18 protein-coding genes and 3 pseudogenes are annotated in these 22,745 nt (G+C 72.8%); 13 read left to right on the forward strand and 8 right to left on the reverse strand.

Annotation, left to right across the window (positions count from 1 at the left end):
* Positions 1-8: 8 nt before the first annotated feature.
* Genes ACRRSS_RS20710 through ACRRSS_RS20720 form a run of 3 tightly spaced genes read left to right on the forward strand, consistent with a single transcriptional unit; the run spans position 9 to position 3,462 of the window.
* Entirely contained in the window at positions 9-677 is a 669-nt protein-coding gene (locus tag ACRRSS_RS20710; RefSeq protein ID WP_435972609.1) for a hypothetical protein, read from the forward strand.
* A complete protein-coding gene (locus ACRRSS_RS20715; protein WP_435972610.1) occupies positions 674-2,596 on the forward strand; it encodes a GMC family oxidoreductase in 1,923 nt (640 codons plus the stop codon). Before ACRRSS_RS20710 ends, ACRRSS_RS20715 begins: the two co-directional genes overlap by 4 nt.
* Positions 2,593-3,462, forward strand: a complete 870-nt coding sequence (locus ACRRSS_RS20720; RefSeq protein ID WP_435972611.1) for a hypothetical protein — start codon at positions 2,593-2,595, stop codon at positions 3,460-3,462. The genes ACRRSS_RS20715 and ACRRSS_RS20720 overlap by 4 nt, the downstream gene beginning before the upstream one ends.
* An 85-nt stretch (positions 3,463-3,547) precedes the next feature.
* On the opposite strand, the gene ACRRSS_RS20725 is transcribed toward ACRRSS_RS20720, so the two are convergent.
* A complete protein-coding gene (locus ACRRSS_RS20725) occupies positions 3,548-4,159 on the reverse strand; it encodes a VanZ family protein (protein ID WP_435972612.1) in 612 nt (203 codons plus the stop codon).
* Between the two features lie 241 nt (positions 4,160-4,400).
* Between ACRRSS_RS20725 and ACRRSS_RS20730 the strand changes: the two genes are divergently transcribed.
* Positions 4,401-5,090, forward strand: coding sequence for a DUF4230 domain-containing protein (locus ACRRSS_RS20730; RefSeq protein WP_435972613.1), 690 nt, complete (start codon positions 4,401-4,403; stop codon positions 5,088-5,090).
* Between the two features lie 141 nt (positions 5,091-5,231).
* On the forward strand, positions 5,232-6,440 hold the full coding sequence (locus ACRRSS_RS20735; RefSeq protein WP_435972614.1) for a glycoside hydrolase family 64 protein: 1,209 nt from the start codon (positions 5,232-5,234) through the stop codon (positions 6,438-6,440).
* A 95-nt stretch (positions 6,441-6,535) separates the two neighbouring features.
* Here the strand turns inward: ACRRSS_RS20735 and ACRRSS_RS20740 are convergent, their stop codons facing one another.
* From ACRRSS_RS20740 to ACRRSS_RS20755, 4 genes and pseudogenes are all read right to left on the reverse strand, one after another.
* Positions 6,536-8,149, reverse strand: coding sequence for an ADP-ribosyltransferase domain-containing protein (locus ACRRSS_RS20740; RefSeq protein ID WP_435975383.1), 1,614 nt, complete (start codon positions 8,147-8,149; stop codon positions 6,536-6,538).
* A gap of 252 nt (positions 8,150-8,401) precedes the next feature.
* Positions 8,402-8,923 (reverse strand): annotated as a pseudogene (locus ACRRSS_RS20745) (macro domain-containing protein); the annotation flags it as partial.
* Between the two features lie 130 nt (positions 8,924-9,053).
* Positions 9,054-9,602 carry a GNAT family N-acetyltransferase gene (locus ACRRSS_RS20750; protein WP_435972615.1) on the reverse strand — a complete coding sequence of 183 codons (549 nt, stop codon included), beginning with the start codon at positions 9,600-9,602 and terminating at the stop codon, positions 9,054-9,056.
* A 115-nt stretch (positions 9,603-9,717) separates the two neighbouring features.
* Complete coding sequence (locus tag ACRRSS_RS20755; protein WP_435972616.1) at positions 9,718-10,461, reverse strand: class I SAM-dependent methyltransferase; 744 nt, start codon at positions 10,459-10,461, stop codon at positions 9,718-9,720.
* Between the two features lie 645 nt (positions 10,462-11,106).
* Here ACRRSS_RS20755 and ACRRSS_RS20760 point away from each other — a divergent pair.
* The 5 genes and pseudogenes from ACRRSS_RS20760 (at position 11,107) to ACRRSS_RS20780 (ending at position 17,242) form a co-directional block, all read left to right on the forward strand.
* Positions 11,107-12,267: an LLM class flavin-dependent oxidoreductase gene (locus tag ACRRSS_RS20760; protein ID WP_435972617.1), complete on the forward strand. Its 1,161-nt coding sequence runs from the start codon at positions 11,107-11,109 to the stop codon at positions 12,265-12,267.
* 87 nt (positions 12,268-12,354) lie between these two features.
* A pseudogene (locus ACRRSS_RS20765) lies at positions 12,355-13,163 on the forward strand (ABC transporter permease); the annotation flags it as partial.
* Between the two features lie 196 nt (positions 13,164-13,359).
* The gene (locus ACRRSS_RS20770; protein ID WP_435972618.1) at positions 13,360-14,400 is read left to right on the forward strand and encodes a taurine ABC transporter substrate-binding protein; all 1,041 of its coding nucleotides are present in this window, start codon (positions 13,360-13,362) and stop codon (positions 14,398-14,400) included.
* A 226-nt stretch (positions 14,401-14,626) separates the two neighbouring features.
* Positions 14,627-15,355 carry an ABC transporter ATP-binding protein gene (locus tag ACRRSS_RS20775; protein WP_435975384.1) on the forward strand — a complete coding sequence of 243 codons (729 nt, stop codon included), beginning with the start codon at positions 14,627-14,629 and terminating at the stop codon, positions 15,353-15,355.
* Positions 15,356-15,637: 282 nt separating this feature from the next.
* A complete protein-coding gene (locus tag ACRRSS_RS20780; RefSeq protein WP_435972619.1) occupies positions 15,638-17,242 on the forward strand; it encodes an MFS transporter in 1,605 nt (534 codons plus the stop codon).
* Between the two features lie 223 nt (positions 17,243-17,465).
* On the opposite strand, the gene ACRRSS_RS20785 is transcribed toward ACRRSS_RS20780, so the two are convergent.
* On the reverse strand, positions 17,466-18,113 hold the full coding sequence (locus tag ACRRSS_RS20785; RefSeq protein WP_435972620.1) for an alpha-ketoglutarate-dependent dioxygenase AlkB family protein: 648 nt from the start codon (positions 18,111-18,113) through the stop codon (positions 17,466-17,468).
* 116 nt (positions 18,114-18,229) lie between these two features.
* Complete coding sequence (locus tag ACRRSS_RS20790) at positions 18,230-19,192, reverse strand: SMP-30/gluconolactonase/LRE family protein (protein WP_435972621.1); 963 nt, start codon at positions 19,190-19,192, stop codon at positions 18,230-18,232.
* Positions 19,193-19,296: 104 nt separating this feature from the next.
* Between ACRRSS_RS20790 and ACRRSS_RS20795 the strand changes: the two genes are divergently transcribed.
* The 3 genes and pseudogenes from ACRRSS_RS20795 to ACRRSS_RS20805 all read left to right on the forward strand — a co-directional run bounded on the left by ACRRSS_RS20795 (position 19,297) and on the right by ACRRSS_RS20805 (position 21,461).
* Complete coding sequence (locus tag ACRRSS_RS20795; protein ID WP_435972622.1) at positions 19,297-19,746, forward strand: Lrp/AsnC family transcriptional regulator; 450 nt, start codon at positions 19,297-19,299, stop codon at positions 19,744-19,746.
* A 19-nt stretch (positions 19,747-19,765) separates the two neighbouring features.
* Positions 19,766-20,244 (forward strand): annotated as a pseudogene (locus ACRRSS_RS20800) (ergot alkaloid biosynthesis protein); the annotation flags it as partial.
* Positions 20,245-20,492: 248 nt separating this feature from the next.
* Positions 20,493-21,461: a bile acid:sodium symporter gene (locus ACRRSS_RS20805; protein WP_435975385.1), complete on the forward strand. Its 969-nt coding sequence runs from the start codon at positions 20,493-20,495 to the stop codon at positions 21,459-21,461.
* A 75-nt stretch (positions 21,462-21,536) separates the two neighbouring features.
* Here the strand turns inward: ACRRSS_RS20805 and ACRRSS_RS20810 are convergent, their stop codons facing one another.
* Entirely contained in the window at positions 21,537-22,649 is a 1,113-nt protein-coding gene (locus ACRRSS_RS20810) for a glutamate--cysteine ligase (protein ID WP_435972623.1), read from the reverse strand.
* Between the last annotated feature and the right edge of the window lie 96 nt (positions 22,650-22,745).

The following is a 22,745-nucleotide window of genomic DNA, read 5'->3' on the forward strand; positions in this document are numbered from 1 at the left end:
ATGCCCGGGTGCCCATCACAGACGAGACACAGCGCTTCACCTCCCTGTCGGAACGGCTGACCGGCTTCGACACGGTGGCCCTTGAGGCCACCGGACTGACCGAGGTGTACCGGGCGGTCGCCGCCGAACAGCTCGGCGAGGAGCGGTACGCGCGGCTGCTGCGCGAGCTGCGGGAGCCGGACGACACCATGGACGGCGAGCTGCGGGAGGCGGCGCGTTCGGTCACGTACCTCTGGTACACCGGCAGTTGGCCGGGGCCGCCGCCGATCGTCGTGTCCTCGCGCGCCTCCGCCGAGGGCCTGGTGTGGAAGGCGGCCGGGGTGAGACCCCCGGCCACGGGGCCCGGCGGGTACGGGAGCTGGGCCGAGGCGGGCGGACCGTCCGGCCTCGAAGCCTCCGGATCGTCCGGCGCGTCCGGTCCGTCCGCCTCCTCCGGCCCGGTCGCCTCGTCCGGCCCGGTCGCCTCGTCCGGCCCGGTCGCCTCGTCCGGCCCGGTCGCCTCGTCCGGCCCGGTCGGCTCGTCCGGCCCGGTCGGCTCGTCCGGCCCGGTCGGCTCGTCCGGCGCGGTCGCCTCGTCCGGCCCGGTCGGCCCGGTCGGCTCGTCCGGCCCGGTCGGCTCGTCCGGCGCGGTCGGCTCGTCCGGCGCGGTCGGCCGGAGTGAGGGGGACCGCCGGTGACGCGGTACGACGTGATCGTCGTCGGCGCCGGGGTCGCGGGCTCGCTCGTCGCTCACCGGCTCGGCCTGAAGGGCCGACGGGTCCTGGTCCTTGAGGCGGGCGCGGCGGGCCCCGGGGCACACGAACCGGCCGACGCCGAGCCCGGCCCTCCCTACCGCGCCCATCCGGCCGCCCCCTGGCCCGAGGTGACGGACCTCGTCGGTACGGGCGGGTCCCCCGGCTTCCTGGCGGCCGGCCATCTGCGGCAGGACGGGCCCCTCCCGTACGCCAGCGGGTACGTCCGCGTCAACGGCGGCACCGGCAACGTCTGGACCGGCCTCGCGCCCCGCATGCTCCCGGAGGACTTCGACACGGAGCCCTTCGGGTACGGGCGGCGGTGGCCGCTCACGTACGACGAGCTCGAACCCCACTACCGGGCGGCGGAGGAGGAGTTGGGTGTGGCGGCCGACGCCGACGAGCAGCGCGCGCACGTCGGTCTGCCCTTCCCCGACGACTACGTCTTCCCCATGCGACCGCTGCCCGCCGCGCGTCTGGACCGGATCCTCGCGGCGCGCGTGGACGGGCGGCGTGTCAAGGACCCCGTCGCCCTCAACGAGGTCGAACTGAAGGTGGTCGGCACCCCGCACGCGCGCAACGGCGTCCCGGACCCGCGCTACGACGGCGGCCGCGGCTACGCACCGCGCGGGCGCGACGGCCGGCCGGACCCGCACAGCCGCTGCGTGGGCAACGCGAGCTGCATCCCGCACTGCCCCTCGTACGCGAAGTACACCCCGCTCAAGACCCAGGGCCGCTGGAGCGCCACCGTCACCCTCCGGGACCGGTCCGTGGTGAGCCGTGTCCTCGTCGACGGGCGGAGTCGTGCCACGGGCGTGGAGTACCGCTCGTACGACGGGGCGGTGTCCGTGGCACACGCCGATGCCGTCGTACTGGCCGCGCACGCCGTGGAGAACGCCCGGCTGCTGCTCCTCTCCGGGCTCGCCGACCGCAGCGGCCAGGTCGGCCGCAATCTGATGGACCATCCGGTGCTGCTGACCTGGGGCCTGCTGCCCGAGGACGCCGGGCCGTACCGGGGACCCGGCTCGGTGTCGGGCTTCGAGGGTTTCCGTGCCGGCCCGGCGCGGCGGCTCCGGGCCCCGTTCCGCGTCGAGTTCGGGACGTGGGGATGGATCTGGGCCAAGGGGCCCGTGGACACGGACGTGCAGTACTTCCTCAGGGAACGCGGCCTGTTCGGGGCGGAGTTGAGGCGGGCCGTCGGGGACCGGGTCCGCCGCCAGTTCACCCTCCAGTTCGAGATGGAACAGGGCGCCGACCCCGCGAACCGGGTCACCCTCCATCCGCGCGAGCGCGACGCCCTGGGTCTGCCCCGCCCGCTCGTCACGTACGACCTCGACGAGCACGTGAAGGAGGGGATGGCGGCGGCCCGCGCGGTCTCGGACCAGGTCTTCGCGCTGCTCGGCGCCGAGGACCACACGGACTACGCGCCGGTGGAGGCCTGGCCGGGCCGGTTCGAGCACCGCGGGCGTACGTACGGATACCGCGGGGCCGGCCATGCCGCCGGCACCCACATCATGGGCGACTCCCCGGCCACGTCGGTGGTGGACGCCTGGCAGCGGTGCTGGGACCATCCCGGGCTCTACGCGGTCGGGTGCGGCAGCATGCCCTCGGTGGCCACCTCCAACCCGACGCTGACGATGGCCGCGCTCGCGCTGCGCAGCGCCGAGCGCGTCGAGGCCGACCTGGCGGCCCGCGACCGCCCGGCGGCCCTCGGTCCACCACCGGCGGTCCCCGCGCCTCCGGTGCCCCCTGCGCACCGGACACCACCGACAGCCCCACGGCCCACCGAGGCCGCAGAGGACGCCGAGGCGACCGAGCTCACCGATCCCACCGAAACGTCGACGACCCGAGGAGCCTCCGCATGACCGCACCCCTGCCGCTGCCGCCCGTGCCCGAGCCCTTCCAACTCCCCTTCCACTACGGCGCCTTGCATCAGGTCGGCATCGACTGGCTGGTCGACGCGGCCCCGGCCCGCGAGCTGCTCGCCAAGCACCACCCGGATCTGACGGCGGCCACCTTCGAGGACGGGCGAGCGCTGGTCTCGCTCAACTACCAGCTGTACTTCGCGCAGTACGCGTTCGGCGGCGGCGTCACGCAGGAGATCGAGTTCAGCGTCATCGCGTTCCCGACGGCCGAGGCCGACCGCCTGCCACGCCTCACGTACGCCCAGTACGCGCAGGGCTGGGACCAGACGAAGCTGCTCGGCATCGCCCGTCTGCACGTCGTGTGCGACAACCCGTTCGCGATCAGCGCCGGGCGCGAACTGTACGCGGAACCCAAGGCCCCCGGCTGGTTCGAGGTCGGGCTGCCGTCCCTCAACGGACCTGCGGGCGAGACCTGGACCGTACGGTGCAAGGCGGCCGCGATCGGACCGGACGACACGCTGGAGAAGGGTCTCGGGCCCCTGCTCGACGTCACGGCGAAGCTGGACGGTCTCACGGGCGCCGCCGCCAACTCCGCCCCGATCACGGGCTACGGGACCGACCGCGAGGGGCGCCTGCTCGCCGGTCCCATGAACGTCTACCAGCCCTACCGCTGGTACGACCTGGGGGCCCCCGAGCACTCCGGACGGACGCGGCTGGAGGTCCACGCCACGGACGGCGACCTCGGCCGCGACATCCGCGCCCTCCTCGCCGACGACACACCGGCGGTCGGCGCCTGGACGTACCAGTCGCCCCCGGTGGCGGCGCACAACCGGCCGTACTACCTGCCGACGGGGCCACGCCTCTGACGGTCGGGCCGTCCGAGGCCCACTCCGTCCGGGGGCGGATCGGCCCCGGGCCGACGGCCCAGCCGATCCGCCCCGGGCGGAGCCTCTATACGCCGCCCTCGGGCTGTGTGGCCGCCGTCCTGCGGACGCGCCTGCGGAACCAGCGCCGACGGGTGCGCGGGTGCACCGCCCGGCCGAGCCGCCGGCCGATGAGCAGGTATCCGAGGAGGGCGCCGGTCGTGTTGAGCAGGACGTCGTCGACGTCGAAGGCACGCCCGGTGATCAGGGCTCCCTGGATCAGCTCCACGAGCAACATCGTGCCGATGGTGACCAGGGCCACCCGGATCGTGCCACGGGTCCGCCGGGACAGCAGCGGCAACAGGATGCCGAACGGTACGCCGAGCGCCACGTTGCCACCCAGCTGCTTGACCGTCTCGATGAACGCCGGCTGCTCCAGGTAGGCGCGGATGGAGCTGCCCGGCTCCAGGTTGGTGTGCGTCAGGGGCACCGATGCCGGTGAGGCGTCGAGGGTCAGCCGCGCCAGGACGAACGCGAACGCCACCATACCGACCAGCGCGATCAGCGCCACCAGGATCCGCAGGGCCCGTGCGGGTCTGCGCGGCTCGGCCTCCTCGGTCACCGGAACGGGCTCCGCGAGGGTCTCGCGCTCCGCCTTCCGGGCCGCTCTCGCGTCCCGTCCGCGTTGGAATGTCTTCATGATCCGTCCCCCACTGTCCGAGGCCGCTCTCCGATGGGGTGCGGTTACCCGGGAAGGGCTCGGGCACACCGCCCTCCCCGGGCAGGATGTCGCCCCGGGACGACGAAGCCGGCCATGACGACAGGGCGGGCGGGGGCGGGCGGGCGGGGCCGCGACGGCCACAGCTCTCCCGTGCGCGAGAACTGAGCGTCATAGAAGCCTGGTTGAGAATGAGCCGTCCCTCGCCGGGCACCAGATGCACATGCGAGAAGAAGAAGAAACGGAACGCAGACCCTCCCGCCGGACGGCACGGCTCGGCGGGCGACTTCGCGGGGTGCCCGGGTGCGCGGCCGTGCTCCTCCTCCTGGCCGTGATCCTGGTGCTGCTGGGGCGGTTCGTCCAGATCCCCGGACTGGGGGACGTGTTCGGGACCGACACCAAGGACCGCTCCGGACCGGCTCTGCTGCAGTCGATCCAGGACATGCACCGGTACGAGGGGGCCGTCGGCACCTTCCAGGTCGTCGTCGACCTGGAGAAGGACGCCCGGTTCCTGCCCAGTTCGATCCGGGGGACCCGCACCCTGTACGTGGCGAGCGGCAACGTGCGGGCGTACGTGGACCTCGGCGGCATCGGCCAGGACTCGGTGCGCGTGAACGAGGACCGCACCACGGCCACCCTCCGCCTGCCGCACGCGCGGCTGGCGGAACCCGCGCTGGACCCCAAGCGCTCCTACGCGGTCTCCAAGCAGCGCGGCCTGCTCGACCGGCTCGGCGACCTGTTCTCGGACAACCCGGCCGACGAACGCGCCGTACACCAGCTGGCGGCCGACCACATCGGCGACGCGGCCAAGGAGAGCGACCTGACCGCGCGGGCCGAGCGGAACACCACGTCGATGCTGCAGGGACTGCTGCGCGCGCTGGGCTTCCAACAGGTCACGGTCACGTACGTCTGAGCCCGGAGCACCCCGCCGCCTCGAATCACCCGCAACCATTGACAGGTTCATACCAGCCTCACCATTCTTGAGAGCGCTCTCACACACACGTCTCCTAACGGATTCCCCCCACGAACTCCCCCACCCCCGAGGAGCTCTCACGTGTCCGCACGCCGCAGGCGCACCCGCGCCCGTCTCGTTCCGCTGGCCGCCGCCGCGTTGATCGGCACCGCCGTCACCGTCGCCGTCCCGTCGGACCCGGTCCAGGCCGCCGTCCCCACGACCATCCCGCTCACGTTCGCGAACAACTCCGGCCGTGGCGAGCAGGTCTACGTCTACAACCTCGGCACCGAGCTCTCGACCGGCCGGCAGGGATGGGCCGACGCGAACGGCACCTTCCACCCCTGGCCGGCCGGGGGCTCCGTCCCCGTCCCCGCGCCGGACGCTTCCATCGCCGGACCCGCCAACGGTCAGTCCATGACGATCCGGATGCCGAAGTTCTCGGGGCGGATCTACTTCAGCTACGGACAGAAACTCGTCTTCAAGGTGGCCACGGGCGGCCTCGTGCAGCCCGCCGTCCAGAACCCCAGCGACCCCAACAGGAACATCCTCTTCAACTGGTCCGAATACACCCTCAACGACTCGGGCCTCTGGCTCAACAGCACCCAGGTCGACATGGTCTCCGCGCCGTACGCCGTCGGCGTGAAGCGCCCCAACGGCACCGTCGCGAACACGGGACGCCTCAAGCCCGGCGGCTACCGGGGCTTCTTCGACGCGCTGCGCGGCCAGCCCGGCGGCTGGGCCAACCTCATCCAGACCCGCTCCGACGGCACGGTGCTGCGCGCCCTGGCCCCGGGCCACGGCATCGAGGCCGGCGCGCTGTCGCCGGGGGTGATGAACGACTACATCAACCGCGTCTGGAGCAAGTACTCCACGTCGACCCTGACCGTGACGCCGTTCGCGAACCAGCCCAACGTGAAGTACTTCGGCCGGGTCTCGGGCAACGTCATGAACTTCACCAACGGGTCAGGCGCCGTCGTCACCTCCTTCCAGAAGCCCGACTCCGACAGCGTCTTCGGCTGCTACAAGCTCCTCGACGCCCCGAACGACCAGGTGCGCGGCCCCATCTCCCGTACCCTCTGCGCGGGTTACAACCGCTCCACCCTCCTCACCAACCCGAACCAGCCGGACACCTCGTCGGCCGGCTTCTACCAGGACGCGGTGACCAACCACTACTCCCGCAAGATCCACGCCCAGATGACCGACGGCAAGGCGTACGGCTTCGCCTTCGACGACGTCGGCGCCCACGAGTCACTGGTCCACGACGGCAACCCGCAGCAGGCGTACGTGACGCTCGACCCGTTCAACTAGGAGGCCGTGTCCGGAATCCGGACGCCTCGCGCGTGCGGGGTGGGGGTGCCGGTGGACTCACACCGACACCCCCACCCCGGCTCGGCGGGCAGCCGCTAGGAGACCAGGCCCTGCCCCTCCAGCTCCGTGAGCCGCACGGTGCACAGGCCCCCGCGCTCGGCCTTCACCTCCGTCACCTTCAGCTGGGTGCCGGGGGTCAGGATGTACTCCTCCTCGCCCGTGAACGCGGAGAACCGGCGGATCCCCACCGCCCGCGCCGGCGTCACCTCGAACAGGGTCCGCTTGCCACGGCTTCCGAGGAACGCCCTGGCCACGCTCAGCTCGGACGTGCACGACGACACGCCCCACCACGCCACGGTCCGCCCCACCGGGTACTGGGAGCGCAGGTCCAGCGCCACGCCGCGCCACAGCGGACGCGTCTGCGCCGGAAGGGCCTCCACGGCCGAGAACAGCAGCCGCAGGTACGGCAGGTAGGGCACGACCCGCTCACGGTCCGGGTGGCGCAGCGCGGCGTTGATCTCGCGGTAGAACGCCGACTCGCACGTGTACAGGTACAGGGCCGCGATCGCGTCGGCGGACAGCCCCTCCCCGTAGGCCATCTCCCCCGTCCCGGCCGGCCCGCCCACGGCCTCCGCGTCGGCGACCTTGGCCTCGCCGAACCGGCTCGACCGCTCGATGTGCCGGTCCAGCTGCGCGAGGACCCGCGACACCGGCTCGACGGCCTTGCGGAAGTCCGACACCGGCAGGTCGAACACCCCGGTGAGGGGAGGAAGGACGAGCCCCTCGTCCTTGACGCTGGTGAGGCGCTCCAGATACAGCTGGTGCAGTTCCATCGTGGACGCGATGAACGCCCCCATCCGCTCCGCGACCCCGCCGTCCGAGCCTCCGGCCCCTGCCGCCCGCGCGTCCCAGCCCTTGCGCGGCAACCAGTCGACCGGCTCGGCACCCACCGCCGCCAGAGCGTCGTTCACCTGGGCGAAGTGGTCCCCCTCGCAGAAGACGTCCCCCTGCGCCGCCGGATTCACATGGTCGAGGTGCCGGACCTCGACACCCGGGTACTTCTTCTCCAGCCGCTGCACGACACGCTTCAGGCTCCGGGCGTGCGCGCCCCACCAGGCGAACACGACACCCCGGTCCTCCTCGTCGGCGTCCTGCTTCGCCCGGAGGATCTCCTCGACGATCTGCTCGGCCACGGGGCGCCAGAACGACGTGTGCCGATCGGTCGGCATCGCCCCGTCCGCGCTCGCCGTGAGAGAGGCGTTCAGCAGCAGTACGCCCTGGGTGAGCATCGCCTGGAACCACTCCGGCGGCTGGACCGTGTCCTCCTTCTTCAGGAGGGCGCGGACGTCGGCGATCGGGGTCTTCCTGGCGATGCCGTACTTCCACATCGCGGCGGCCTTGACGATGCAGCGAACGCTGACGACCCGTCCGAACTGGCTGTCCTTCCAGTCGTGGAAGGTGTTGTCGAACATCGCGATGCCGGTCGCGCTCTCCGCGCGCGGATACGGGTTCTGCCCGAAGGCGACCACCTTCCACTTGTGCGGCGGATGCGGCTTCAGAGCCTGGAACGTCAGCTCACGGACCGGCACGACCTCCGGGCCGCGCTTCGGTCCGATGAAGTCCCCGGCCCCCGGCTGCGCCTCGATCACCGGGCCCAGCAAGGGGAGCCACGGCTCCCCGCCACCGGTGAACAGCTCGGCCAGGCCCAGCGGATCCGCGGCCGGGGAACCCGCCGCGCCGCCCGCCGCCGGAACGTCGACGCCACTCCCCGCCGCCTGCGCGGGCTTCGCCTCGGCCTCGGCGGCCGGAGCAGGCGGCTTCGGTACGTCGATCCGCACGCGCTGTGTCGCTCCCGCGCCCTCGATGTCGGCGAGCTGCGCCCACACCGCGGCCCGCAGCTCGTCGTAGCCCGCGAACCCGTGATCGTGGAACAGGGCGTATCCGGTCCACATGAGGTTCGCGCACACCTGCGCGGGCACCTGCCCCGTCCGCGCGCCCATCCCGACGAGCGCCACCGACCGGATGCTGCCGGGCTTCGCCCTGTTCTGCAGATGCACCGCCTGGAACGCGGCCGCGCACGCCAGCGCCACGTTCATGGTCTCGCTGATGTCCTGCGAGGACTGGCGCATGGTCGGTGTCGAGATCAGGTACCGCGGCACGGCCGCGCCCGACGGGACACACACCGCGCTGCCCACCGGCAGGCTCCCGCCGAACCGCTCGCGTATCGCCCGCTGCACCCGCACCTGGATCCCGGCGCCGAGGTGCCGCTTGACGACGGCGTCCACCCCGCCGTCCATCCGGCCCCGCGCGTTGGTCGGGGAGACCCACGCGTCGGCGTCCACGTCCAGAAGGGAGCCCCGCCGGATCTCGACCTCGGGCGTGTCCGCGAACGCGGACCGCCAGGCCGCCACCACCTCGTCGTTGACGTCGACGAGGACGACCTTCAACGCATGCTCGACACCCACGAATCCACCCCTTCGCACACACTTCCGAACACCTCGAAGCTAGCGCGCACCACTGACATCGACGCCGCTCACCACCGCGGCCCCGGCCCGCCCACGCGCCCGCCGATGTCCTCGGCTCCCTTACGGGACGTCAGGGTCCATGCCCTGCCTAGACCTCGGGAAGGGACGGGTCGGGCGTCCAGGGAGAGGGTGCGGTGACGGCCCACCGCTCGTGGTCGCGCCAGGCTCCGTCGATGAAGAGATAGGCGGGCGAGAGGCCTTCGTAACGGAAGCCCAGGCGCTGGACCACGGCCAAGGACGCCTTGTTCCCCGGCTGGATGTTCGCCTCCAGCCGGTGGAGCCGGAGGTCGTCGAAGGCGTACCGCAGGACGGCGGTGAGCCCCTCCACCATGTATCCCCGCGCCGCCGACGGGGCGAAGGCCGCGTAGCCGAGGGACGCGCCCTGGTAGCGGCCCCGGATGATCGAGTTGATGTTGACCGCGCCGGCGGCCTCACCGGTCTCCCGGACGCGGATCAGGAAGCCCCGGTTGGTGCCGTCCTCGAAACGGGTCATCCAGCGCTGGAACTCCTCCGCGGTCGTGGGCAGCTGCATCCACGGCGTGTGGAGCTCGGCGCTGGCCCTGACGAGCGAGCAGAACTCGTCCTGGTCGGCGAGGGTGAGCGGGCTCAGTTCGACCCGTGACGGCTTCATGGACATGACTTCATGGTAGGACCACCCTTCATCCGGACCTCCGGACCTCCGGACCTCCGGACCTCCGGACCCCCGGACCCCCGGACCCCCGGACCCCCGACGCGCCTACAGTCCGGCGCCCCTACGAGGCGGCCGGCAGCCGGTACACGGAGACGTGGGACCTCGCGTCGGCCGTGAAGGGGGTGCCCTCCCAGTCGGCGTGCCGCGTCTCCCGCTCGAACCCGGCCAGTTGCGCCATGAGGTCGAGTTCGGCCGGCCAGATGTAGCGGTGCGGGCTGCGGAAGAGACGGGCCTGGGTGGTCTCGTCGTCGAAGTGGAAGTGGTGCGACACGACCTGCTGGTCCAGGACGTCGTACGTGTCCATGCCGATGTATCCGGGATCGGACTGCCAGACGGTGGCCGTCCGCCCGGGCGGGAGGCTGCGCAGCTCGGGCACCCACAGCTCGACCACGAACCGGCCGCCGGGTTCGAGATGGCGGGCCGCGTTGCGGAAGCAGGCGACCTGCTCGGCCTGGGTGAGGAGATTGGAGATCGTGTTGTAGACGAGGTAGACGAGGCTGTACGTCCCGGGGGCGGTGGTCGTCGCCATGTCGCCGAAGACCACCGGGATCTTCGTCTCGTCGGCCTTGGTGCGCAGTTGCCGCACCATGGGACGGGACAGCTCGATGCCGGTGACGGACACACCTCGCTCGGCGAGCGGGACCGCGACCCGGCCGGTCCCGACGGCGAACTCGAGCGCGGCTCCCTCCCCCGCGAGCCGTGCGAGTCGGTCGACGGTCGGTCCGAGGACCGCCGGCGCGAACATGCCGGTCCCGGGCGTGTCGTAACGCTGAGCGGTCTCGGTGTCCCAGAGCTTCTCCTGCATGCTCCCCACGCTGTCCTTCCGCGTCCGGACCTGTCCAGTGGATATCGGTGTTCTCCGCGGGCGCCGTCCAGGATCCGGAACCGGTATGTCCATATGATGGAACGAAGTTGTCGGTGGGACGGCGCCGCCGTCAGGATGCGGGCATGTACCCCGACCTCGTCCGCCGCCGACACGTGGACCTCATGCGTGTCGCCGGGATGCTGTGTCGGCCGGGCCGCTGTCGCGCCGCCTGCCGCTGACCCTCCTTGGTCCGCGCTCCCCCGTCTCGCCCTGAGGCACTGAACCGCTCCGCCGCTCGGCTCTCCGAGGCCGGTGTCCCTTCGTCGGGCCCGGTCTTTGGCGGACCGGCCGTGAGCGCGGCGGCGCGGGGGGCGGCGGCAACCGTCTCCCTCGGTGCCGGCACCGGCTCCTGATCGCCCTTCACGCCTCCCCACCCGCACGTCGGTACGCCGTACCGGCGCGGCCCGGGACCGGTACGACCACGTCCCGAAGCGCCCCGCCGGCCGTTCTCCGCACGCCGGGTGGGCCGGCTCGCCCGTCGTCCGTCCGCATGCCGGGTGGTTCGGCTCCCCCGTCGTCGCCCCGCCCCACGCCGTGCGGCGGCAGCACACGTCCGCGTCCCTACTCCTGCGAGGTGCCTTCAGCATGCCCCTGTCCGCCGCGCCCGTACTGCACTGGTTCCTGCCCACCGGCGGGGACGGCCGTGACCCCGGCGGTGTCACCGCCGTTCAGGGACGCACCGCCGCCGCGACCCGGCGCCTGGCGGACGTCGACTACCTGGCCCAGGTCGCACGCGCCGCCGAACGGGCCGGATTCGCCAAGCTGCTGACCCCGGTCGGTCTGGGCTGCGTCGATCCATGGGTCCTGACTCCGGCGCTCGCGGCGCTCACCGAACGCATCGGCTTCCTCGTCGCCTTCCGCGCCGGGCTGTCCCAGCCGACCCTGATCGCCCAGCAGGCCGACACCTTCCGGCGCCTGTTCGGCGACCGGATCGCACTCAACGTCGTCACCGGCGGCGACCCGGCCGAGCAGCGCGCGTACGGCGACCCCCTTCCCAAGGACGAGCGGTACGCGCGCAGCGGCGAACTGATGCAGGTGGTACGAGAGTTGCTGGAAGGACGTCAGGTCGATCTGACGGGTCGGCACGTGCACGTGGAGAGCGCCCGCCTCCACGATCCGGCGCTCGCCGCGCCCGTGCCCCTGTACTTCGGTGGCGCGTCACCGGCCGCGGAGGAGGTCGCGGCCCATCACGCGGACGTCCAGCTCCTGTGGGGTGAACCACCGGCCGCCGTAGCCGAACGGATCGGCCGGCTGCGCGAGAAGGCGGCGCTGCTCGGCCGCGCCCCGCGCTTCGGCCTGCGGCTGCACGTCATCAGCCGCGACACCGCGGCGGAGGCGTGGGGCGAGGCGGACCGCATCCTCGCCGGTCTCGACCAGGAGGCGGTACGCGCCTCGCAGGAACGCTTCGCCCGGATGGACTCCACCGGTCAGGCCCGGATGACCGCGCTGCACGGCGGTTCGGCCGACCACCTGACCGTCGCACCGAACCTGTGGGCGGGGATCGGGCTCGTCCGCGAAGGCGCGGGCACCGCGCTGGTCGGCTCGCACGACGAGGTCGCCGCACGCCTGTGGGAGTACCGGCGGCTGGGCGTCGAGGAGTTCGTCCTCTCGGGCTATCCGCACCTGGAGGAGGCCTACCGGGTCGGCGAGGAGGTCGCGCCCCGACTGCGCGCCCTCGCCGCCGCGTCCGCCGCCGCTTCCGCTTCCGCCCACGTGGGTACGGGCACGGCCGGGGAGGCGGCGTGACCGTCATCGACCACACCGCGCGGAAGACGACGGACCCCGACGGGGTGGCCGCGGCCGCCGCCACCCGGAGGCCCCGCTCCGACACCCATCCGTCCCCGTCCCGGCGGGGCGCTGACGTACTGCGCTGGACGGCGCTGCGGCTCCTCGCACTCGCCGTCCTGCTCGCGGCCTGGCAGGCCGTGGTCGCGGCCGGGGTGTGGCCCCGCGTCCTGGTCCCGGCCCCCGGCGACGTCTGGCAGGCCTTCCTCCGCGCGTCCACCGTCCACGACGGCGTACGGGGTGTCAGCGGCCATCTGCTCGTGGAGCACCTGGGCGTCTCCCTGCGCCGGATCGGCATCGGCACCGGGTACGCGACGCTCGTGGGCGTACCGCTCGGACTGCTGATCGGCGTGGTCCGACCGCTCGCGGTCGTCCTGGAGCCGGCCGTCACCTTCCTGCGGACGTTGCCCCCGCTGGCGTACCTCTCGCTCCTCGTCATCTGGTTCGGGATCGACGAGGCCCCCAAGATCTGGCTGCTCGTCATCGCCGCGCTGCCCCCGATCGCCGCGGCCACCGCGGCGGCGGTACGGGGTGTGCCGGGCGATCTCGTGGAGGCGGCCCACGCCCTCGGGGCCGGGCCGGTGTCCGTCCTGCTCTCGGTCAGGTTGCCGGCCTCGCTGCCGGAGATCCTCACGGGCGTACGCATCGCGGTCGGCATCGCGTACACCTCGGTCGTCGCAGCCGAGACGATCAACGGCGTGCCCGGCATAGGCGGCATGATCCGCGACGCCCAGCGCTACAACCAGACCGATCTCGTCATCGCCGGCCTGCTGGCGATCGGGCTCTCGGGAATCGTCCTCGACGCACTGTTCAAGGGGGTCGAGCGTGCCGCTGTTCCGTGGCGGGGGCGCGTCTGACCGGCCGGCCGATCCGGCCCTCTGACGCTCACGGCCCCGCCGCTCCCCACCGCGCCGCCCATCAGGCCCGGTCCACCCTGCCGACGCTGTCCACCCTGCCGGCCCGCGCCACCCTCCCCGCCCGGTCCATCCGGCCCCTGTCCGCCCGTTCCACCACTCCACCGTCTCCCGTTCTCACAGCCAAGGAAGAAGTCCCATGCCCCTGCACCCCCGCCGCACCGTCGTCACCGCGACCGCCACCGCACTGCTCGCCCTGGCCGTGACCGCTTGCGGCGGCGGGGCCACGGACGACGGGAACGGCAAGGGCAAGCTCCGGATACGCATCGCCTACCAGGCCATCCCCAACGCCGACCTGGTCGTCAAGAACCAGCGCCTGCTGGAGAAGGCGCTGCCCGAGGCCGAGATCCGCTGGGTCAAGTTCGACTCGGGCGGCGACGTGAACACCGCCGTGATCGCCGGGTCGGTGGACCTGGGCCTGATCGGCTCCAGCCCCGTCACCAAGGGGCTGTCCGCGCCCCTGGACATCCCGTACAAGGTCCTCTGGATCCACGATGTGATCGGCGACAACGAGGCGCTGGTCGCGAGGAAGGAGTTCGGATCCGTGCAGGCCCTGAAGGGCCGGAAGATCGCCGCGCCGTTCGGGTCCACCGCGCACTACTCGCTCCTCGCCGCGCTCGAGTCCGCCGGCCTCAAGGCCTCGGACGTGAACCTGATCGACCTCCAGCCGCAGGACGCGCTGGCCGCCTGGCAGCGCGGCGACATCGACGCCGCCTACGTGTGGACGCCCAGCCTCACCGAGCTACAGAAGGACGGGAAGGTCCTGGTCACCAGTCGTCAGATCGGTGCTCAGGGGAAGCCCACCGCCGACCTGGGCATCGTGACGAACGCGTTCGCCGAGCGGCACCCGGAGGCCGTCGACGCCTGGCTGTCGGCGGAGGACCAGGCGGTCAAGCTCGCGAAGAGCGACCCGGCGAAGGCGGCCGCCTCCATCGGCGCGGAGCTCAACCTGAAGCCCGAGGAGGCCCGGAAGCAGCTCGCGCAGCTGGTCCTGCTGACGGCGAAGGAGCAGCGGGCACCGGCCTACCTGGGCACGCCGGGCGCGCCCGGGGCGCTGGCGGGGAACCTGCGGGACGCCGCGGAGTTCCTGAAGGGCCAGAAGGCCGTCGACGCCGTGCCCGACCTGACGGTGTTCGAGAAGGCGCTCGCGGTCGAGGAGCTGTCCCGTGTCACCGGCTGACGTGCGGGGCAGCACCACGGGTGCCGGAGCGACGGAGACCGCCGAGACCGCCGAGACCGCCGAGACGACCGGTACCGCCGAGACCGCCGATGCCTCCGAACCCTCCGCGACGACGGAGACCGCCGGCGATGCCCCAGCCGCCGACGGCGCGCGCCGTCCCGGTGAGGAGTCCGCGCCGACGGCGGCGGTCGGCACCGCATCGGAGCCGGACGTCGAACTCGTCGGCGTGAGCGTCCGCTACGGCACCGCGAAGGCCCCGGTGACAGCCGTCGAGGACGTGTCGCTGACCGTCGCACCCGGTGAGTTCGTCGTCCTGGTCGGTCCTTCGGGGTGCGGCAAGACGACTCTGCTCCGCCTCGTCGCGGGCTTCGAGCGGCCGGCCTCGGGAACGGTCCGTGTGAGCCGGAAGACCGGTGTCGTCTTCCAGCAGCCCCGGCTCTTCCCGTGGCGCACCGTGGGCGGCAACCTCGCCTTCGCCCTGGCCGGGCACGGGGTTCCGCGGGCCGAGCGGGCCGGGCGCGCCGAGGAGCTCCTGGAACTGGTCGGTCTGCCCGGCATGGCGCGCCGCCGCACGTGGGAGCTGTCGGGCGGGCAGCAGCAGCGCGTGGCCATCGCGCGCGCCCTGGCCACCGAGCCGCAGATCCTGCTGATGGACGAGCCGTTCGCGGCGCTCGACGCCCTGACCCGCGAACGGCTGCAGGAGGAGGTCCGCACGCTGGCGGCGGTCACCGGTACGACCGTCGTCTTCGTCACCCATTCCGCCGAGGAGGCGGTGCTCCTCGGCTCCCGCGTCATGGTCATGGCAGCGGGCCCGGGGCGGGTGGTCGACGAGGTCGCCGTACCGCTGCCCCGGGGCTCACGGGTCGATGTCGCGGCGCTGCGCGGCGCCGCGCCGTTCGGCGCCCTGCGTGCGGAGCTGGCGCGGGCGACCCGGAGGGCGTCCGGGGAGGGCTGAGGAGTACGGGGCCGGTGCGGAGGCGTCCGCGCGCCGCGCCCCGGCTCCCGGGGAGGTTCCACGGTCCCGGGCCCGCCGCGCGAGGCGGCGCGCCGTCCCGGGCAGCCCATCGGCCCGTCGGCCCGTCGGCTCGTCGGCTCGTCGGCTCGTCGGCCCGTCGGCCCGTCGGCCCGTCGGCCCGTCGGCTCGTCGCGTCCACGGCCGGACGGCGGGAGCTGCGGACCGGCCCCCGGGTGGCGGGCTCGGCATGCACGTCGGGGGGCGCGGGGCGATCATCCGTACATGGCTGGTAACCCCACACCCGCGCCGTCCGGGCCGATCACGCCGTCCGGCGCCGCCGTCTCGCGGGCGCCCCGCCAGAAGCTGGCGCTCGCGGCCATGCTCTTCGCGGTGTCGATGACGTTCATCGACCAGACGATCGTGTCGATCGCCGCCCCGAGCATCACGGACGAACTGGGCCTCTCCGCCTCCGGCATGCAGTGGGTCGTCAACGCCTATCTGCTCTCCCTCGCCGCGTTCTTCGCACTCGGCGGGCGGCTCTCCGACCTGTTCGGACACCGGCGGATCATGCTGATCGGCACGCTGGTCTTCGTCATCTCGTCGGTGCTGTGCGGCTGCGTGCCCTCGGGTGACCTCGCAGTGACGTGGCTGATCATCTTCCGTTCCACCCAGGGTCTGGGCGCCGCGCTGATGTTCCCGGCGGCGCTGGCCGTGGTCATCGCCGTCTTCCCCGTCGAGCGGCGCGGCCGGGCCCTCGCCCTCTTCTTCGGGCTGTCCGGCGCGCTGACCGCCGTGGGTCCCCTGTTGGGCGGATGGCTGACCGCGTGGACCTGGCGGTCGATCTTCTGGGTCAACGTGCCGGTCGCCGTCGTCGCGATCGTGCTCACCGTGCTCGCCCGGATCCCCGAGAGCCGCCGCCACGAGCGACTGGACGTCGTCGGCGCCGTGCTCGTCGCCGTCGGCATGGGGCTGAGCGTGCTGGGCTTCCAGCAGGCGTCGTCCTGGGGCTGGGGCGACGTCGCGACCTGGGCGTGCGTCGTGGGCGGTCTGGTGGTCCTGGTGCTGTTCTTCGGCTACGAGCGGCGCACCACGCACCCGCTGATCGACTTCGAAGTCTTCCGGGACCGGGCCTTCACGGTCGACAGTCTGGTGCTGTTCTTCGCGATGCTCGCCTTCGTGCCGGTGTTCTTCTTCTCGTCCGTGTACGCCCAGGTGTCGTTGAGCGCCTCGCCGAACCAGGCCGCGCTGTTCCTGCTGTACTTCTTCATCGGCTTCGCGATCGCCTCCCAGTGGGGCGGCAAGATCCTCGACAAGCGGGGCGCCCGCCCGGCCATGAAGATCGGCTGCGCGCTCGGCGCGGTGGGCTTCTACCTCTGGGCGCAGAAGCTGACCGACCTGTCGATGCACGACCAGTGGCCGTACGCGGCGATGGCGGGCGCCGGCATCGGCTTCCTCCTCGCCCCCGCCTCCACCGACGCCGTCAACCGCTCCATCGGCGCGTCGTACGGCGAGGTCACCGGCATCACCCAGACGATCCGCAACTACGCGGCAGCCATCGGCATGGCCGTCTTCAGCACGGTCCTCGCCCATGTCTCCACGGACAAGATCACCGCCACCCTCCAGGCACGCGGCCTGTCGCAGGCCGAGGCGGAGGCGACGGCCGGGAAGGTCGCGGAGGCGGTCACCGGCCACCCGGACGGTCAGGGCCCGTCGGGCGACGGGCCCGTGGCCGAGGCGCTGCGGGGTGCGGGCGACGCGATCCGCATGGACTTCGCCGAGGCGAACCAGTGGGTCTTCTACGGCATGTCGATCGCCCTGGCCGTCGCCTTCCTGTGCGCGCTGGCCCACCCGGGGACCCGGGTCACGGAGAAGGTCCCGGAGGACTGAGCGACGCGCTGCCCGCGTGCCCCGGCGACCTTCGCCGGGGCACGCGCCGTTCCCGCCGTCCGCCGCCGTCCGTCGCTCACCTCTTGCCGCTCGCCACTCGTCAGTGCGGCAGTCGCCCCGCTCGCGCCGCCCCTCGCCCACATGCCGGGAAGTGCCTCGACTCCCCGCCGCGTCCACCGCCGACGGCACGCCGATCCAGCTGTGGCGGCCCCCGTGTCAGGTCTCAGAGCACCCCGCGAGGGCGGAACTGGACACTGACGCGGGGGCCGACCGCGCGGCTCGTCTTGGGCACGGCGTGTTCCCAGGTGCGCTGGCAGGAGCCGCCCATCACCACCAGGTCGCCATGGCCGAGCGGCAGGCGGAGGGCCGTCGGGCCGCCGGAGCGCGGACGGAAGGCGAGGTCGCGGGGGTCGCCGAGGGAGAGGATGGCGACCATCGTGTCGTGGGTGGCGGAACGGCCGGTCCGGTCGCCGTGCCAGGCGACGCTGTCGCGGCCGTCGCGGTAGAGGCAGAGGCCGGCGGTGGTGAAGGGTTCGCCCAGTTCGGGGGCGTAGTGGGAGCCGAGGGTGGACCGGGCCTCGGTGAGAACCGGGTGTGGGAGGGGGACGCCCTCGCCGTAGTGGGCCAGGAGCCGGGGGACGGCGACGACGGTGTCGTACATCGGCCGCTCTTCGGCCCGCCAGGGCACCCGGTCGACCAGCTCCTCGAACAGCGCGTCGGCGCCGTGCAGCCAGCCGGGAAGGTGGTCGATCCAGGCACCGCCGTCCAGCACCGTCCGCCGGAGCCCGTCCAGCGGGCCCAGGCGGATGTCGTCGCCCTGGTCGAACAGGGAGCCCTGGAGTCCGGGCAGAGCGGGTCGTGCTGCGGTCATGGGTCCAGCGTAGTCCATGAACCGAACACGCGAACGAATACCGGTGTACGGGGAGTGCGCCTCCTTGACCCCGGGCGCCTGGCACCTCAGGCGCCCGGAAGCCCTGGAAATGGTGGTCAGCGGGGTGTCGCGGGCGGCCAGGGCCGGTGGCCCGGTCCGGTCGGGTGAGTGCCGGTGGCACCCATGACCACCGAGTAGAGGCTGGTCTCCGCGGTGATGAAGAGGCGGTTGCGCTTGGCGCCGCCCCAGGAGATGTTGGCCACCGCCTCGGGGACGTGGAGCCGGCCGATCAGGGTGCCGTCGGGGTCGTAACAGTGCACCCCGTCGTTCATCGCGGCGGCCCAGAGCCGACCGCCGTCGTCGAAGCGGAGGTTGTCGAAACGGGCCTTCTCGCGGGCGGACGCGTCGGCGAAGACCTTGCCCTCGGACAGGGTGCCGTCCTCGCGTACGTCGAAGACGCGGATGAAGCCCGCCCTGGTGTCGGAGACGTACAGCCGGCGCTCGTCCTGCGAGAAGACCAGCCCGTTCGGCGCGGCGAAGCAGTCGGCGACCAGCCGCACCTCGCCGGTGGCGGGATCGACGCGGTAGACGTTGTTGGAGCCGATCTCGCTCTCCGCGCGATACCCCTCGTAGTCGCTGGTGATGCCGAAGTCCGGGTCGGAGAACCAGATCGAACCGTCGGACTTCACGGCCGCGTCGTTCGGGCTGTTCAGTCGCCTGCCGTTCCACCGGTCCGCCAGCACGGTGACGGTGCCGTCGTGTTCGGTGCGGGTCACCCGTCGGTTGCCCTGCTCACAGGTGATCAGCCGGCCCTGGCGGTCGAGGGTGTTGCCGTTGGTGTGGCCGGCGGAGCGGCGGAAGACGCTGACGGCGCCCGTCTCCTCGTCCCAGCGGAGCATCCGGTCGTTGGGTATGTCGCTCCAGATCAGCTGCCGCCAGGCGGGGAGGTAGATCGGCCCCTCGGCCCAGCGGCAGCCGGTGTACAGGACCTCCAGCGCCTCGTCGCCGTTCATGCACCGTCCGGTACGGAACCGCTCGTCGAACATCTCGTACAGCCCGGGGCCCTCGTCGGTCGTCATACGCTTCCCTTCCCGTAACCCTCGCCTGCCGAACACGATCCTGCCAGATGTGATCATTGCAGAATGGGATACGGTCCATACGAGATCTTGGCGAATGGAGAGTCGTGGATCACCTCGATCGGCTGCTGCTGGCTCAACTCCAGCTGGACGCCACCCAGCCCTACGCCGCCCTCGGCAAGGCCGTCGGCCTGTCCGCGGGCGCCGCGCACGAGCGCGTGCGGAAGCTGCGGGAGCGCGGGGTCATCCGGCGGACCATGGCCGACGTGGACCCGGCGGCGGTGGGCAGCGCCGTCCTGGCCTACGTGATGGTCGACTCGACCTCCTGGATGGGCGACTCCGCGGCGGACTTCGCCGCGATCCCCGAGATCCTGGAGGCCCACGTCATCGCCGGCAGCGCCTCGGTCCTGGTGAAGGTCAGGACCGCGACCACCGAGCAACTGCAGGACGTGCTGCGGCGGATCTACGCCGTCGACGGGGTGAGCGGGACCCAGGCCACGGTGGTCCTGGAGACCTTCTTCGAGCGCCCCCTCTCCCCCGTGGCCGCCGAGGGGTGACCGGCCCCGGACGTGCCAGGTGGGTGCGGTGCACCGTGCCCTGCCCGGGCTGTTCGACGAGTGGGCGGTGCTGCGGCCGTCCTGGTTCACGCAGAACTTCACCGGCGCGCACGCCCACGCCGACAGCATCCGTGAGGAAGGGACCATCCGGACGGCGGCCGGCGACGGCAGGGTCGGCTTCGTCGTCGCCGACGACATCGCCGCCGTCGCCGCGCACGCCCTGACGGACGAGCGCGCGCCCGACACCGACCTGGTCCTGACCGGTCCCGAGGCGCTCGGCCACGACTCCGTCGCCGCGACCGGCCGGCCGCGGTGATGCCGCTGGAGTTCGCGATCCTGCTGGCCGAGATGGACCGGGCCATCGCCCAGGTCGCCGAGGACCGCACCACCGACACCGTCCAGCGCCTCACCGGCCGCCCGCCGAACGACTTCCGCACGGTGGCGGAGCGGGAGCTCCGGACGCACGCGACCCCTCACCCCGCGGCCGGGCCGCGCTGAGCCCGTACCGGGGCGCGGCCGGGCGCTGAACCTGCACGCGTACCGGTACACGGCCGGGCACTGACCCGGGACCCGTACCGGCACACGGCCGGGCACTGACCCGGCGCGGCCGGGCGCTGAACCGGGCCGGAAGGGTCGGCCCCGGCGTGACCTGTGAGGATGGGCGGAAGGTGGTCGCCGGGTCCGCCGCGGGTTACGAGGGAGCGGGCGCAGTGCTGGAGCAGGGGCCGCGGGGCGCGGTCGAGCGGATGGAGCACCACCAGGTCGCGATCTACCTCGCGGCGATGGCCGCGGGCGGGCTGGCCGGGTGGCTGGCCCCCGCCGCCGGTCCGGGCCTCGAACAGGCGATCAGCCCCGTCCTCGGTGCCCTGCTGTTCGTCACCTTCCTCCAGGTCCCGGCCGCGGCGCTGTTCCGCTCCCTGCGCGACGGCCGCTTCCTGGCCGCCGCGCTGGCGGTGAACTTCGTGGTGGTGCCGCTCGTCGTCGCCGCGATGTTCGCCCTCCTTCCGGCCGACCAGGCCGTCCGCCTCGGGTTCCTGCTGGTGATGCTCTGCCCGTGCGTCGACTACGTGATCGTCTTCTGCGGGCTCGCCGGTGGATCCGGCCGCCGCCTGCTCGCCGCCACCCCGCTCCTCCTGGTGGCGCAGATGCTGCTGCTCCCGGGGTTCCTGTACCTGTTCCTGGGCGCCGGTCCGGCCGACGTCGTGGAGGCCGGTCCGTTCCTGGACGCCTTCCTCGTCCTGATCGTCGTCCCGCTCGCGCTCGCCTGGGCCCTGCAGGCGTGGGCCGCGCGCCGCCCCGCCGGGCGGAGGGTCTCCGCGGCCGCGTCGGCCACGATGGTGCCGCTGATGGCCGCGACCCTGCTGACCGTGGTCGCCTCGCAGGTCCCCGAGCTGGGCGACAACCTCACCGACGTCGCCGGTGTGCTCCCCTTCTACGCGGCCTTCCTCGTGATCATGGCCTTCGCGGGGAGGGGCGTCGCCCGGCTGTTCCGCCTCGACGTCCCGGCCGGGCGGGCGGTCGTCTTCACCGGCGCGACCCGCAACTCCCTCGTGGTCCTCCCCCTCGCGCTGGCCCTGCCGGACACCCTGGCCGTCGCCGCGGTCGTCGTCGTCACGCAGACCCTCGTCGAGCTCCTCGGCATGGTGGTCTACGTCCGCCTCGTTCCCCGTCTCGTCCCGGCGGGGCAACCGGTCCCGCCCCGCGCGGAGGAGTGATCCCGCGTCGGTGCCGGTGAGGGTGGGGCCGTACCGTCGAAGGCAGGGGTGGAGAGCCGTGCCCGCTCCCGGGCCTCAGGTCGCCGTCGTCATCTCCGCGCACCGCCCGACGACGGAGGCGAGTGACCCCCCGTCGGCCAGCAGCTGCCGCTGGACGCGGGCCCCGGTGCCGCGTTCGTGCAGGCGGGCGATGCCCTCGCGGACCCACTCGTCCTCGCCGGCGGCCACCAGGGCCTCCCGTACGTGCTGGTACAGGGCCGAGACGGCGTGCTCCGCGGACGTCTCCCGCAGGGTCTCGGGGTGCAGGAGCGGACCGTCGAGGCCCGAACGCCCCGCCCGCCAGGAGGCGAGCCGCAGCAGGCTCGTGCCGACCCTCGCCGGAGGCACGCCGTCCTGCCAGTCACGGGCCGCGGTCTCGACGAGGCCGCGTACGAGCGCGGCCATCAGGACGGCGTCCGAGGGGTCGAGGCAGACGTCGGCCACCCGGACCTCGACCGTGGGGTACGTGGCGGAGAGCCGGGCGTCGAAGTACATCATTCCCTCGTCGCGCAGCACCCCGGTGTCGATCATCGCGCGGACCTGCTCGTGGTAGCGGTCGGCCGAGCCGAAGATGTCCACCGGGCCGGCCGACGGCCACCGGTTCCAGACCCGGCTGCGGTAGCTCCCGTACCCGCTGTCCTCGCCCTGCCAGAAGGGCGAGTTCGCGCTCATCGCCAGCAGGACGGCCAGCCAGGGCCTGATGCGGTCCAGTACCTCGACGCCCTCCTCGTCCGACGCGACCGAGACGTGGACGTGGCAACCGCACGTCAGCTGCTCCTGCGCGGTCAGACCGAACTGCTTCCCCAGCCACTCGTAGCGGCGGCCCACGCTCAGTGAGGGCCGTACGGGGAGCGGAGAGGTCGCGATGGCCGCGACCGACGCGCCGGCGGTCGCCGCGTGGCGGGCGGCCTCGCCCCGGATGCGGATGATCTCCTCCCGGAGTTCGCCCATCTCCGTCACCGGCTTGGTGGCGAACTCCAGTTGCTCCTTCTGCAGTTCCTTCTCGAACTCGTGCTTCTCCGGACCGCCGCCGGGTCGCTGCCAGGCCAGGCGGTCCGCGGCCGCCAGGACCGCTCCGGAGACGGCGAGCGGTGCGCCGCCGCGCGCGTCCACCAGCAGCAGTTCTTCTTCCACGCCCACGCTTCGCATGACGCCGTCCAGGGGTCGAGCCGTCGGATGTACCGCGCCTGCCCACGTTCCCCGTAAGCATGCGGAAAACCAGGAAGCCCCGGTCCCGAGCGGTCT

This window comes from Streptomyces sp. Qhu_M48, assembly GCF_051305195.1.
In the GTDB taxonomy this organism is placed as follows: domain Bacteria; phylum Actinomycetota; class Actinomycetes; order Streptomycetales; family Streptomycetaceae; genus Streptomyces.